This is a genomic window from Agromyces sp. NPDC055658, assembly GCF_053618155.1.
Map to the genome: position 1 here is coordinate 46,612 of NZ_JBSHHD010000014.1, position 13,811 is coordinate 60,422.

Consider the following 13,811-nt stretch of genomic DNA (forward strand, 5'->3'; position numbering starts at 1 on the left):
TCCGAGGCGCAAGTTCTGCGCGTGTTCGATCATTACAGACCGCCGTGTTCGAGTAAGAAGACGATACGCAACCAACTTTTGCTTGACGCACGACATAAGTCGCCCTAGGTTCAGGACCGGGCTCGCACTCGATCCGCCATATCGCGTGTCCAGCATCTGAAACCAACGGAGGTCTCATGCTGACGAAGTTGCACCACGTCCTCTCCCGGCTCCTCGCCGGAACCGTCGCCGCGATCCTCGCCGCAGGCGCGATCACGGCGATCGCCGCACCCGCACAGGCCCACGACGGCACCCACGTGCTGATCTTCACCAAGACGACGCAGTTCCGGCACACGGACGCGATCGACAAGGGCACGCCGCTCATCACGGCTGCGCTCGAGGCCGAGGGGATGGAGGTGACGCACACCGAGGACTCCACGATCTTCAACGACACCGATCTCGCCGGCTTCGACGCGCTCATCATGTTCCAGGCGTCCGGCGACCCGTGGAACGCCGACCAGAAGGCGGCCCTCGAGCGCTACCAGGAGGCGGGCGGCGGCATCGTCGCCATCCACAACGCGACCGACATGCGCGGCAACTACGCCTGGTGGGACCAGCTCGTCGGTTCGCTCATGCCGGGCCACGCGGCCACCGGCACCGACCCCGGCCAGCCGGGCACGGTGCGGATCGAGGACCATGCGCACCCGTCGACGGCCCACTTCGACGACGCGCGATGGGAACGCTCCGACGAGTGGTACAACTTCTCGAACAACGTGCGCGGCACCGCGCACGTGCTCGCCTCGATGGACGAGTCGACCTACGACGCCGGCGGCAACGCGATGGGCTACGACCACCCGATCTCGTGGTGCAAGCCCTACGACGGCGGACGCGCCTGGGCGACCGCGATGGGGCACTTCGGCTCGCACTACCTCGAGCCCGACTTCATGGCCCACATCGTCGGCGGCGTGAAGTACGCCGCCGGCATCGAGCCAGGTGACTGCGGCGGCACCGTCTGGAACGACTTCGAGAAGGTCGCCCTCGACGAGAACACCTCGGCACCGTTCGCCATGGACATCGCCGACGACGGCCGCGTCTTCTACACGGAGCTCGTACGCGGCCAGGTACGGGTCTGGGACCCGGCGACGAACAACGTCACGACCGCCCTCGAACTCGACGTGTACTCGGGCGGCGAGGACGGCCTGCTCGGCATCGCCCTGGACCCCGACTTCACCGACAACGGTCGTGTCTACCTCTACCGATCGCCCGACACCGCCGACAACGCGGACCCGTCGAACTTCTTCAGCCGTGTCTCCCGGTTCACGATGGAGAACGGCGTCATCGACCCGGCCAGCGAGGAGCTCATCATCGAGGTCCCGGCCCGGCGCCTGCCCGACGAGCCCGGCCACACGGGCGGCGGGCTCGACTTCGACGCCGACGGCAACCTCTACCTCAGCGTCGGCGACGACGTGAACCCGCACTCCGAGCCCTCCGGCGGCTACGCGCCGCTGTCGACGCGCGACGGCACGTTCCACGACGCGCGGGCGACGTCGGCGAACACCAATGACCTGCGCGGCAAGCTGCTGCGCATCACGCCGAAGGCCGACGGCCCCGGCTACACGGTGCCCGAGGGCAACCTGTTCCCCGAGGCCGACGACCCGGGCGACAAGACCCGTCCAGAGATCTACGCGATGGGGTTCCGCAACCCGTTCCGCTTCTCGGTCGACCAGGCGACCGGCTGGATCAGCCTCGCCGACTACTCCCCCGACAACGGCACCGATGCGCCCGAAACCCGCGGCCCCGCCGGCATCGCCGAATGGAACCTCATCAAGAGCCCCGGCAACTACGGCTGGCCCCTCTGCATGGGCGACAACGAACCGTTCCGCGACGTCGACTACACGACGAGCCCGGTGACCGTCGGCGACTTCTTCGACTGCGACGCCCCGGTCAACGACTCGCCGCGCAACACCGGCCTGACCGAGCTGCCCGCGGCCCGCGCCGCCGACATGTGGTACGGCTACAAGCGCTCGTCGGTGCCCGAGATGATCCCCCAGGGCGGCGGCCTCGCCCCCATGGGCGGTCCGGTCTACGACTACGACCCCGACCTCGCGTCCGACACGAAGTTTCCCGCGTCGTACGACGGCAAGCCGTTCTTCTACGAGTGGGCGCGCAACAAGATGTACTCGATCCAGCTCAAGGACCCGGCCGCGGAGTCGGGCTCGCAGGTTGAGAAGGTGAACGCCTTCCTGCCGCAGGAGCAGTTCCTCGCGCCGATCGACTCGAAGTTCGGTCCCGACGGTTCGCTCTACGTGCTCGACTGGGGCGGCGGCTTCGGCCGCGACAACCCGAGCTCGGGCCTGCACCGGATCGACTACATCCAGGGTTCACGGTCGCCGATCGCGAAGATCGCGGTCGACCGCGACTCGGGCCCGGCGCCCCTCGAGGTCGCCTTCGACGGAACGGCCTCGACCGATCCCGAGGACGCCGCGCTCGCGTACGAGTGGGACTTCGACGGCGACGGCACGACCGACGCGACCACCGCGACGGCGAGCCATTCGTACGCCGCGACGGGCGTCTTCGACGCACGGTTGACCGTGACCGACCCCGACGGCAAGACCGGCACCACGACCGTGCCCATCACCGTCGGCAACACGAGGCCCGACGTCGGCATCTCGCTGCCGCCGGACGGCGCGTTCTTCGACTTCGGCGACGAGCTCGCGTGGGCGGCCCAGGTGACCGACCCCGAGGACGGCACCGTCGACGGCTCGGAGGTCATCATCCAGCCGGCACTCGGCCACGACGACCACGCCCACCCGCTGACCCCGTTGAGCGGGCTCACGGGGACCACGGAGACGAGCCTCGGCGGCCACGCGCCCGACGAGGACATCTTCTTCGCGATCGACGCGCGCTACACCGACCACGGCGGCGAGGGCGGCGCGAACCCGCTCACGGGTTCGGCGACGACGCTCGTGTTCCCCAAGCTCAAGCAGGCCGAGTTCTTCGACGGCGCCTCACCCGGGGTGACCGTGGCACCGAGCCGCGACACGGAGGGCGGCGAGGCCGACAAGGTCGTCGTCGGGCACGACGGCGACTGGGCGCACTACGAGCCGGTGAGCTTCCACCGCGTCGACGAGCTCGCGCTGCGGGTCTCGGCGAACGCCGAGGGAGGCTCGATCGAGCTGCGAAAGGGCGCGGCCGACGGCGAGCTGCTCGCGACCGCCGACGTGCCCGCGACCGGATCGACGCGGTTCGCCGACGTCGTCGTCGACGTGAGCGCGTTCCCGAGCGACTCGCTCGACCTCTACCTCGTGTTCCGGGGCGGCGAGACGAAGCTCAACTTCATCGAGGCGATCGGCCGCGGCTCCTCGCCGACCGCCGCGCCGGACGTCGCGATCACCGCACCCGCCCCGGGCGTCGAGCTCGAGCCCGGCCAGGACGTGACGATCGAGGCCGCGGCGACCGACCCGCACAACGCCGACGGCGGCGTCACCGCCGTCGAGTTCTTCGTCGACGGCGAATCGATCGGCACCGACGAGTCCGCGCCGTTCACCGCCGCGTGGACGAGCCCGGAGGAGGGGCTCTACGAGCTCACCGCGGTCGCGAGCAACGAGGCGGGCAAGTCGCGCACCTCGCGCGTCGTCGTCGCCCAGGTCGGTGAGCTGTTCGGCGACCTCGTGCCGTTCACGAACGCCGACGGCGTGTTCGAACGCCTCGGCGAGGGTCGCTTCCGCATCACCGGCGCCGGAGCCGACACGTGGCAGGGCATCGACGAGTACTCGACGCTGTACGCCCCCGCCGGCGGCGACGAGGACTGGGAGGCGGTCGTGAAGGTCGACGCCCAGCAGGACACGAACGGCTCGGCGAAGGCCGGCGTCATCGTTCGCAACGACCTGACGCAACCGGGCACCTCGCCCGGCTACGCGATGGTCGGCATCCGCCCCTCGGGCGGCGTCGAGTTCCTGGCCGACCCCGACGGCAACGGGCAGCTCAACACCTCGGTCGCGGGCGGCACCACCAGCTACCCCGTCTGGGTGAAGCTCAAGCGCTCGGATGCCTCGTACACGGCGTACTTCTCGAAGAACGGCACGAGCTGGACCCAGGTCGGCGGCGCCGTGACCCTCACGGGTGCGGCGAGCACGCAGGACGTCGGCATGTTCACGGTGTCGCACGCGAGCGGCGCCGGCACGGTCGACTTCGCCGACTTCGCGATCGACACCGACCCGCAGGGGCCCGAGCCCGAACTGCCGCTCGAACCGCTCATGTGCGCGGGTGCGCCGCTCTCCGACGAGTTCGACGGCCCGGCCGTCGCGCCTTCGTGGGCCTTGCGCACGGGCCCGGTTCCGATCACCCAGTCGGGTGGCACGCTGAAGCTGCCGGTGACGACGGGCGACATCAACGAGACGTCGACCGGCCCCGTGAGCTTCGCGGGCAAGCCGCTGCCGACCGGTGCCTGGGAGGCGACGACGAAGCTCTCGCTCGCCCACACCTCGCACTGGCAGTGGGCCGGGCTCGTGGTGCACCAGAGCGACGACGAGTACAACAAGCTCGCCTTCGTCCGCCACCAGAACGGAAACCGGTTCATCGAGTTCCAGAGCGAGACGGGCGGATCGCGGACCACCGCAGCGGCGCCCACGCTTCCGGCCGACTTCCCGTCGACGATCCACCTCAAGCTGACGAGCGACGGCACGACCCTCACGGGCGCGTACTCCGCCGACGGCACGACGTGGACCCCGCTCGCCGGAAGCCTGCAGCTCAAGGCGAACGCGAGGATCGGACTGATGTCCGCGGGCGACCTCGGCAGCACGCCGGTGGTGGCGACGGCCGACTGGTTCCGCTTCGCCCCGGAACCGGAGCCCGGTGATCCGGTGACGCCGAACGACGAGTTCGACGGGACCACGCTCGACGGCTGCCGCTGGTCGCAGAGCGTGCGCTACGACTCGAACCACCTGGAGGTCGCCGACGGTCACCTGAGGATCGAGACGCAGCCGGGCGACATCAACGGCACGAACCCGATCTCGCCGCGCAACTTCATCCTCACCGAGGCGCCTGAGGGCGACTGGGTGGCGACGACGAAGTTCACGGCGCCGCTGAAGCACCGCTGGCAGCTGGCCGGGCTCATGATGTGGGCCGACGACGACAACTACGTCAAGGCCGACGTCGTGGCGTACAACAACCCGGGTACGCCGCTCGACCTGCGGGCGGAGCTCGCGGGCGAGGCCGACGCGGTGGGCATCGGCAACCGGAACCTCAACATCGCGGACTCCAGCGAGAGCGGGTACTGGTACATCCGGGTGACCAAGACGGGCGACCTGTACACGGCCGAGGTGAGCGACGGCGGCGTCAACTGGACGTCGATCGGCGCCGGCATCACCTTCGACCGGCCGCTGCGGGGCCTCGGCCTCATGGCGATCGGTCCGCAGCAGGAGGAGTCGGTCGTGGTCGGGTTCGACTCGTTCACGCTCGACGCCGAGTCGGAGGACACGACGTCGCCGACGACGACGCTCACATGGGATCCCGCCGAGCCCGACGGCGAGGCCGGCTGGTACACGACCGCGCCGAGCTTCTCGCTCGAGGCGAGCGACGCCGGCGGATCGGGGGTCGCCACCACCGAGTACGCGATCGGCGACGGAGCGTGGACGGCCTACACCGAGCCGGTCGCCGTCACCGTCGAGGGCGAGGCGACCGTCGCCTACCGGTCGACCGACACGGCCGGAAACGTCGAAGAGGCGGGATCGGCGACGGTCCAGGTCGACACGGTGGCGCCGGTCACCACCGCCACGGTCGACGCCGGCGACGGCGACGCCCGCGTCACGCTGACCGCGACCGACGACACCTCCGGCGCGGCGCGCACGGAGTTCCGGGTCGACGACGGCGAATGGGGCGCGTACGCCGACCCGATCGTCGTGACCGGTGCCGGCGACCACACCGTCGCCTACCGCTCGGTCGACGTCGCCGGCAACGCCGAGGAGGAACAGGCGGCCACGCTCACGATCGACGAGCCCGTCCCCGTCGAGATGGGCGTGACGGCGACCGCCGCCAGCCAGTGCCTCGCCGGAACCGCCCAGGTCGCCGTGTACGCGGCGAACACGGGCAACACGCCGGCCGACCTCGTGATCTCGACGCCGTGGGGCGACCACGAGATCGCCGACGTCGCGGCGGGCTCGGCGGTGTACCACCTGTTCGACACAGGCACAGCGCGACTCAAGAAGGGCACGCTGGAGGTGACCGCCCGCCATCAGGACGGCGAGCACGAGGCCGAGGCGCGCGCGGCGTACGCCAAGGCGAACTGCAGGTAGCCCCGTGACGACGGCCCCGGCGCTCCGGCGTCGGGGCCGTCGTCGTGCGCGCGAAGGAGCCGGCGCGCGACGGACGTCGGCACCCGGCAGATCAGCCGGTCGGCGGTGTCAGGGCTTGCGCACGCCGAGGCGGGGCAGGCGCGGCACCTCGACGGCGGCGCCCGCATCGGCGGGCACGATCTCGACCTGGGCGGCTGCCACCTCCACGCCGTGGCGCTCGACGATGAGCGGCAGGTCGGCGGGAACCGCGCGCTTGACGAGCGCGAGCGCGATGGGGCCGAGCTCGTGGTGCATCGCGCTCGAGGTGACGTGGCCCACGACCTTGCGCTCGGGCGCCTCGCCCTCGGCGGGCTCGGGCCGCACCTTCTCGCCGACCACCTCGTCGCCCGGCACCGGCAGCACGGTGTCGCTGCCGTCGAGGTGCAGCAGCACGAGTCGCCGGGGCGGCCGGCCGAGGTTGAGCACCTTCGCGACCGTCTCCTGGCCCTTGTAGCAGCCCTTGCCGAGGTCGACCGCGCTGCGCAGCCAGTCGACCTCGTGCGGAATGGTCTTCTCGTCGACCTCCGTCGCGAGGCGCGGACGCCACGCGGCGATCCGCAGCGCCTCGGCGGCGAGCGCTCCGGCGGCGGCCACGCGGCCCGAACGGACCGATGCGGCCGCGTCGGCCAGCGCTTCGCGTTCGACGATGCGCTCGATCCAGCGCCAGTCGGCGCCCGGGTGCCCGGCTGCGGCTGCGTACTGGTGGCCGCCCGGGCGGGGTTCGGCCCAGGGGTCGACCCAGTCGAGCGCGACGCCGGCGGGCGCGTACGCCGCGACCGCCGCATCGAGCGCGTCGGCCGACATCGCCGCGATCACGGCCAGGTCGGCCGTTCGGTCGGCGACCTCGACCCGGAGCATGAACCGCATGCGGTCGAGCCAGGCGGCGAGCGGAGCCGCTTCGTCGCCCTCGACGATGAGCCACACCGACTCACCGTCGTCGACCGCGTGCACCGCGTGCTCGACACGGCCGGAGGCGTCGAGGAGCAGCGCCTCGATACCTTCACCCGGCCGTAGGCCGGTGAACGACTGGCTCGCCATGGAGTGCATCCAGCTCAGCCGGTCGGGACCGGTGACGACGACGAGACCGCGGTCGGACAGATCGACGATCGCCTCGCCGCGCTCGAGGCGACGCTGCTCGATCATCGGCTCGCCGTAGTGGCCGGCGACGCCGGGCGACGTCTCGAGGGCGACGGCTCCGGGAAGGGCGAGGAACGGCGACGGCGACCCGGTCATCAGTCGACCTTCGCGAGGCGGGCCGACGCATGCGTGCGCAGGTCCTGACCGAGCGCCGCGATGTCCCAGGCCCACAGGAGGTGCCCCTCGACGAGGCCGTACAGCCGCGTCGCGGCCGCGTAGTCCTTCGCACCGGCCGAGCGCATGACGGCGTCGGTCGCGAGGTCGATGCGCGGGCCCTTCACCTGGCCGAGGTAGAGCTCGCTCACCCCGCCGGGGTGCACGATCGACACTTCGAGGTCGAACCCGCCCTCGGCGTTGCGCAGCCGCTCGACGGCCTCGGCGTCGCCGTAGCGCGGCTCGCCGACGGCCGGCAGCATCGCTGGGCCCGGGTCGCCCTCGCCCTGCGCACGTGCGAGCCGCCAATACCCCGTCTCGGTGGCGAGCGGCGTCGGCTCACCGCCCTCGTCGTCGGGGAAGAGCCACGTGTACGAGGTGTAGTTGAGGTGCGGCAGTCCGTCGTGGCTGAAGCTCACCCGCTGGCCGAACTCGTGCGTGACGGACTCGTCGCCGACCTTGTAGTCGATGACGCCCGACCCCTCCCACACGCCGAGGAGCCACGAGAGCGGGACGAGCTCGGCGGGAAGGTCGACGGGCAGCTCGATCATCGCCACGCCTTCACCAGCGCCTAGCGCTGACCCTTGAAGAGCTTGTAGACGACGACGCCGCTGATCCACGCGATCGCGAGGCTCGCGAGGCCGAGCAGGCCGATGAAGAGGAGTTCGAGGGCGAGCAGCTCAGACATGCCTCGAGTCTAGCCCGCGGCGACGGGGGCGACGATCGCCGCCGCGACCGCGACGACCACGAACGCGCCCGCGATCGACGCCGAGACGCGACCGACGAATCCGGCCGGCCGGCGGCTCGCGAGCTGGACCACGAGCGTGCCGAGCACCGAGACGGCGAGCACGACGCCGAGCGCGCCGAACACGCCGAGCCACGAGTCATCCTCGAACCAGTCGTCGACGCCGCCGAACGCCAGCCCGGCGACGATCGCGGAACCGACGACGGCGACCGCCCAGATCAGGACGATTCCCGGCCATCCCGTGCGCGTCTCGGTCTCGTCGGTCATGCCGCTCCGTTCGGTTCGCGGGACGGCGTCGGCCGTCCCGTAGTATTGACCGCACCTTACTACTGGAGGGTGTGGCGTGGCGCAGCTGCTCATTCTGACGCCGGCGGCCGACGACGTTCTCCCGGCGCTCGCACTCCTGACGCATCGGGTGCGGGTCATCCCCGCCTCGCCCGAGCGCCTCGTCAACGCGCCCGACGCCGAGCTCGTGCTGCTCGACGCCCGCACGAACCTCGCCGGCGCCAAGGCGCTCGCGCAGATCCTGCGCACCACCGGGCTCTCGGCGCCGCTCGTGCTCGTCGTCACCGAGGGCGGGCTCACCGCCGTCTCCCCCGACTGGGGCGTCGACGACGTCGTGCTCGAGGGGGCCGGCCCGGCCGAGGTCGACGCGCGCATCCGGCTCGCGATCGGTCGGGCGCTGCAGTCGCAGCCCGCGGAGCGGATCCAGACCTCGGGCGTCGTCATCGACGAGGCCAGCTATTCGGCCAAGGTGCACGGCAAGCCGCTCGACCTCACCTACAAGGAGTTCGAGCTGCTGCGCTTCCTCGCGGCGCACCCGTCGCGGGTCTTCACGCGCGAGCAACTGCTGAGCGAGGTGTGGGGCTACGACTACTTCGGCGGCACCCGCACCGTCGACGTGCACGTGCGGCGACTTCGGGCGAAGCTCGGCGACCTCGACAGCCTCATCGGCACCGTGCGCAACGTGGGCTACCGGTTCAACGTGCACGAAGAGGATGACGAGAGCGCGCCCGTCACCGCCCGTTAACCCTGCCCTCATCGGCCGCAACCGCGTGCGTGCCATGATGAGTGGATGAGCCCGGACAGCATCCTCGAGGACGACCGGACGTCGGATCGCACGGCGAGCGACTTCGACGACGACTTCGAACCGCTCGACATCGAAGGCGCGCCCGAGCTGCCCGCCGAGCGCTACCTCGACCGCGAACTGAGCTGGCTCGCCTTCAACCAGCGCGTGCTCGAACTCGCCGAGGACCCGCTCGTCCCGGTGCTCGAGCGGGCGAACTTCCTCGCGATCTTCGCGTCGAACCTCGACGAGTTCTTCATGGTGCGGGTCGCCGGGCTCAAGCGCCGCATCATGACCGGGCTCGCCGTGCCGACGAACGTCGGCCGCGCCCCGGTCGACGTGCTGAGCGACATCTCGCGCATGGCGCACGAACTGCAGGAGCGCCACGCCGCCGCCTACCAGGAGCTCGTGAAGCCCGCCCTCGCCGACGTGGGCATCCGCATCGTGACCTGGGCCGAGCTCGGCGACGACGAGCGCGCGCACCTGCGCGGCTACTTCTCGTCGCAGATCTTCCCCGTGCTCATGCCGCTCGCGGTCGATCCGGCGCACCCGTTCCCCTACATCTCGGGCCTCTCGCTGAACCTCTCGGTGCGCGTGCGCAACAGCCGCACCGGCCGGCAGGAGTTCGCGCGCGTGAAGGTGCCGCAGATGCTGCCCCGGTTCGTCCGCGTCGAGCCCGGCGAGTCGGTCGAGGACGCGCGCTACATCACACTCGAGGACCTCATCGCGAACCACCTCGGCGACCTCTTCCCCGGCATGGAGATCGTGGAGCACCACGTGTTCCGCGTCACCCGCAACGAGGACGTCGAGATCGAGGAGGACGAGACCGAGAACCTCATCAAGGCGCTCGAGAAGGAGTTGCTGCGACGCCGGTTCGGCCCGCCGATCCGCCTCGAGGTCACCGACGACATGGACGAGGTGACGCTGGGCCTGCTCGTGCGCGAGCTCGACGTCACCGAGCAGGAGGTGTACCGGCTGCCCGCGCCGCTCGACCTCGGCGGGCTCTTCGACCTCGCGCGGCTCGACCGCCCCGAACTACACTACCCCACGCACGTGCCGACCACGGCCGTGCAGCTGCAGCCGACCGAGTCGAACCTGCGCGCCGACGTGTTCAAGGCCGTCTCCCGCCAGGACGTGCTGCTGCACCACCCGTACGAGTCGTTCGCGACGAGCGTGCAGGCCTTCCTCGAGCAGGCCGCCGCCGACCCCGACGTGCTCGCGATCAAGCAGACCCTGTACCGCACGTCGGGCGACAGCCCGATCGTCGAGGCCCTCATCGACGCCGCGGAGTCTGGGAAGCAGGTGCTCGCCCTCGTCGAGATCAAGGCCCGCTTCGACGAGCAGGCGAACATCACGTGGGCGCGCAAGCTCGAGAAGGCCGGCGTGCACGTCGTCTACGGCCTCGTCGGCCTCAAGACCCACTGCAAGCTCGCGCTCGTGATCCGCCAGGAGAAGGGCGTGCTGCGGCACTACAGCCACATCGGCACGGGCAACTACAACCCGAAGACGAGCCGCATCTACGAGGACCTCGGCCTCCTCACCGCCGACGACCAGGTCGGCAAGGACCTGACGCGCCTCTTCAACGAGCTGAGCGGCTACGCGATCGAGAAGAAGTTCAAGCGGCTCCTCGTCGCGCCGCTCCACCTGCGCAAGGGGCTCCTGAAGCTCATCGCGGGCGAGATCAGGGCGGCCGAGGAGGGCCGGCCCTGCGGCATCCGCATCAAGGTCAACTCGATGGTCGACGAGGCCATCATCGACGCGCTCTACCGGGCCTCGAACGCCGGCGTCCCCGTCGAAGTGTGGGTGCGCGGCATCTGCAGCCTGCGACCGGGCATCCCCGGCCTCAGCGAGAACATCCGCGTCCGGTCGATCCTCGGCCGCTACCTCGAGCACTCGCGCATCTTCTCGTTCGCGAACGACGGCGACCCGCAGGTCTACATCGGCTCCGCCGACATGATGCACCGCAACCTCGACCGCAGGGTCGAGGCGCTCGTGCGCCTCACCGACCCGCAGCACCTCGTCGAGATCGAGCGCATCTTCGACCAGGCGATGGACGAGTCGACGAGCTCGTGGCACCTCGACGGCGACGGCGTCTGGACACGCCGGTCGGTCGATGAGGAGGGCCGCCCGCTCACCGACCTGCAGAATGGCCTCATGCTCGAGATCGCCCAGCGCACCCGATCGGGCCAGCGCACCCGATCGGGGTCGCGCCGGTGACGACGGCCGTCTACGCCGCCGGCGCCGTCTGCTGGCGCTACATCGACGCCAAGCTGCACGTGCTCGTCATCCACCGCACCGTGTACGGCGACGTGACCATCCCGAAGGGCAAGGTCGACCCCGGCGAGTCGCTGCCGCAGACGGCCGTGCGCGAGATCCAGGAGGAGACCGGCCTCGCCGTCGACCTCGGCGTGCCGCTCGGCGTCTCGCGCTACCCGCTGCCGTCGGGCCGCGAGAAGATCGTGCACTACTGGGCGGCCGAGGTGGGCGAGAAGGCGGTGCAGCGCTCGACCTTCAAGCCGAACGCCGAGGTCGCCGCGCTCGAATGGGTCACCCCCAAGCGCGCCCGCGGCTACCTCACCTACGAACCCGACGTCGAGATCCTCGACAACTTCACGGCGCTCGTCGAACAGGGCGTCACCGAGACGTTCAGCATCACGGTCCTCCGGCACGGCAAGGCGGTCGGGCGGGGCGGCTTCGACGGACCGGATGCCTCGCGGCCGCTCTCCGCCCGCGGCGTCGACCAGGCCGCGGGCCTCGTCGATACCCTCACCGCCTGGGGCCCGAAGCGGATCGTGTCGAGCCCGGCCGTACGCTGCGTCACCACCGTGACGCCGCTCGCCGCGGCCACCGGCATCGAGATCAAGCGAGACGCCGGCATCAGCCAGGAGGCGTTCGAGGCCGGCGAGGCCGAGGTGCGCCGGGTCGTCGGCAAGCGCGTGCGCGCAGGCAAGTCGGCCGTCATCTGCAGCCACGGGCCGGTGCTGCCCGACATCATGCGCGAGCTCGCACTCGCGACCGGCACGCCCCTCGGCACGTACGCGACCGACGCCGCGGAACTCGAGCCCGGCGCGTTCAGCGTCGTGCACCTGTCGGCGACGAACCAGGGCTCCGGCATCATCTCGATCGAGACGCACGCGCCGCGCGCCTGAACGCAGCGGAATCACGCGCCCGATTCCGTTCACCTCCCGTTCACCGGCGTGGCGGAAGCTCGTAAGGCGCACTGATTAGCGTCGCAGGCGGGTCGGCACCGACCCGGACCTGCAATCGAACCCCGGAAGGGACTTCACGTGAACTTCAAGCGTTTCGGCGTGCCCGCCGTCGTCGCCGTCACCGCGGCGCTCGCGCTCAGCTCCTGCGCAGCAAACGAAGGCGGCGGCAGCGCCACCCCCGAAGAGTCGACCTCGACCCTCTCGGGCACGATCGACGCGGCCGGCGCCTCGTCGCAGGGCTCGGCGCAGGAGGCGTGGGTCGCCGCGTTCCAGACCGCGAACCCCGACGTCACCATCAACTACGACCCCTCGGGCTCGGGCGCGGGCCGGGAGGCCTTCATCGCGGGCGGCGTCGACTTCGCCGGCAGCGATTCGTACCTGAAGGACGAGGAGCTCGCGGGCGAGTTCGCCGCGTGCGCCCCCGACACCAAGGCGATCGACCTGCCGGTCTACATCTCGCCCATCGCCGTGATCTTCAACGTCGAGGGCGTCGAGGAGCTCAACCTCGACCCGGCGACCCTCGCGAAGATCTTCAAGGGCGACATCACCAAGTGGAACGACCCGGCGATCGCCGCGCTCAACGAGGGTGCCGCCCTCCCCGACGCGACCATCACCGCGGTGCACCGCTCGGACGACTCGGGCACGACGAAGAACTTCGCCGACTACCTCAACCAGACGGCCGCAGACGTGTGGGCCGAGGAGCCGAGCGACACCTTCCCGTACCAGACCGGTGAGGGCGCCCAGGGCACCTCGGGCGTCGTCGACGCCGTCACCAACGGCGTGAACACCATCGGCTACGCCGACGCATCGCGCGCCGGCGACCTCGGTGTCGCGAAGATCAAGGTCGGCGACGAGTTCGTCGGCTACTCGCCGGAGGCCGCCGCGGCCGTCGTCGCGGAGTCGCCGCTCGTCGAGGGCCGCGAGGCCAACGACCTCGCGATCGCGCTCGACCGCACCACGACCGACCCGAGCCACTACCCGCTCGTGCTCGTGAGCTACGCGATCGTCTGCCAGGAGTACGCCGACGCGGCACAGGGCGAGCTCGTGAAGAGCTACGTCTCGTACCTCGCGAGCGAGGAGGGCCAGTCCCTCTCCGCCGAGCAGGCCGGTTCGGCGCCGCTCTCGAGCGAGCTCGGCGAGCAGGTCCAGGCCGCCCTCGAGACGGTCAAGTAGTCCGGCGCCCGCCCGTC

At 70.8% G+C, this 13,811-nt stretch carries 8 protein-coding genes; 5 read left to right on the forward strand and 3 right to left on the reverse strand.

What is annotated here, in order from left to right; all coding sequences use genetic code 11:
* Positions 1–176: 176 nt before the first annotated feature.
* Positions 177–6,272, forward strand: a complete 6,096-nt coding sequence (locus ACWGPE_RS08695; RefSeq protein WP_452048509.1) for a ThuA domain-containing protein — start codon at positions 177–179, stop codon at positions 6,270–6,272.
* A gap of 108 nt (positions 6,273–6,380) precedes the next feature.
* Here ACWGPE_RS08695 and ygfZ read toward each other — a convergent pair whose 3' ends face one another.
* The 3 genes from ygfZ to ACWGPE_RS08710 form a co-directional block, all read right to left on the reverse strand.
* Positions 6,381–7,544: a CAF17-like 4Fe-4S cluster assembly/insertion protein YgfZ gene (ygfZ, locus tag ACWGPE_RS08700; protein ID WP_452048510.1), complete on the reverse strand. Its 1,164-nt coding sequence runs from the start codon at positions 7,542–7,544 to the stop codon at positions 6,381–6,383.
* A complete protein-coding gene (locus ACWGPE_RS08705) occupies positions 7,544–8,152 on the reverse strand; it encodes a nitrobindin family protein (protein WP_275505535.1) in 609 nt (202 codons plus the stop codon). Before ACWGPE_RS08705 ends, ygfZ begins: the two co-directional genes overlap by 1 nt.
* Before the next feature lie 146 nt (positions 8,153–8,298).
* On the reverse strand, positions 8,299–8,613 hold the full coding sequence (locus ACWGPE_RS08710) for a hypothetical protein (RefSeq protein ID WP_231430233.1): 315 nt from the start codon (positions 8,611–8,613) through the stop codon (positions 8,299–8,301).
* Positions 8,614–8,689: 76 nt separating this feature from the next.
* Between ACWGPE_RS08710 and ACWGPE_RS08715 the strand changes: the two genes are divergently transcribed.
* The 4 genes from ACWGPE_RS08715 (at position 8,690) to pstS (ending at position 13,794) form a co-directional block, all read left to right on the forward strand.
* A complete protein-coding gene (locus tag ACWGPE_RS08715) occupies positions 8,690–9,376 on the forward strand; it encodes a response regulator transcription factor (RefSeq protein WP_231430232.1) in 687 nt (228 codons plus the stop codon).
* Positions 9,377–9,421: 45 nt separating this feature from the next.
* Positions 9,422–11,629, forward strand: a complete 2,208-nt coding sequence (locus tag ACWGPE_RS08720) for an RNA degradosome polyphosphate kinase (protein ID WP_231430231.1) — start codon at positions 9,422–9,424, stop codon at positions 11,627–11,629.
* Positions 11,626–12,561, forward strand: a complete 936-nt coding sequence (locus tag ACWGPE_RS08725) for an NUDIX hydrolase (protein ID WP_452048511.1) — start codon at positions 11,626–11,628, stop codon at positions 12,559–12,561. Before ACWGPE_RS08720 ends, ACWGPE_RS08725 begins: the two co-directional genes overlap by 4 nt.
* A 138-nt stretch (positions 12,562–12,699) precedes the next feature.
* Positions 12,700–13,794, forward strand: coding sequence for a phosphate ABC transporter substrate-binding protein PstS (gene pstS, locus ACWGPE_RS08730; RefSeq protein ID WP_275505533.1), 1,095 nt, complete (start codon positions 12,700–12,702; stop codon positions 13,792–13,794).
* Positions 13,795–13,811: the final 17 nt, after the last annotated feature.

Excerpts from the sequence above, each read along its gene's own strand:
- ACWGPE_RS08705 (WP_275505535.1), bottom strand. The coding sequence starts at position 8,152 with ATGATCGAGCTGCCCGTCGACCTTCCCGCCGAGCTCGTCCCGCTCTCG.
- ACWGPE_RS08720 (WP_231430231.1), top strand. The coding sequence starts at position 9,422 with ATGAGCCCGGACAGCATCCTCGAGGACGACCGGACGTCGGATCGCACG.
- ygfZ (WP_452048510.1), bottom strand. The coding sequence starts at position 7,544 with ATGACCGGGTCGCCGTCGCCGTTCCTCGCCCTTCCCGGAGCCGTCGCC.
- ACWGPE_RS08710 (WP_231430233.1), bottom strand. The coding sequence starts at position 8,613 with ATGACCGACGAGACCGAGACGCGCACGGGATGGCCGGGAATCGTCCTG.
- ACWGPE_RS08695 (WP_452048509.1), top strand. The coding sequence starts at position 177 with ATGCTGACGAAGTTGCACCACGTCCTCTCCCGGCTCCTCGCCGGAACC.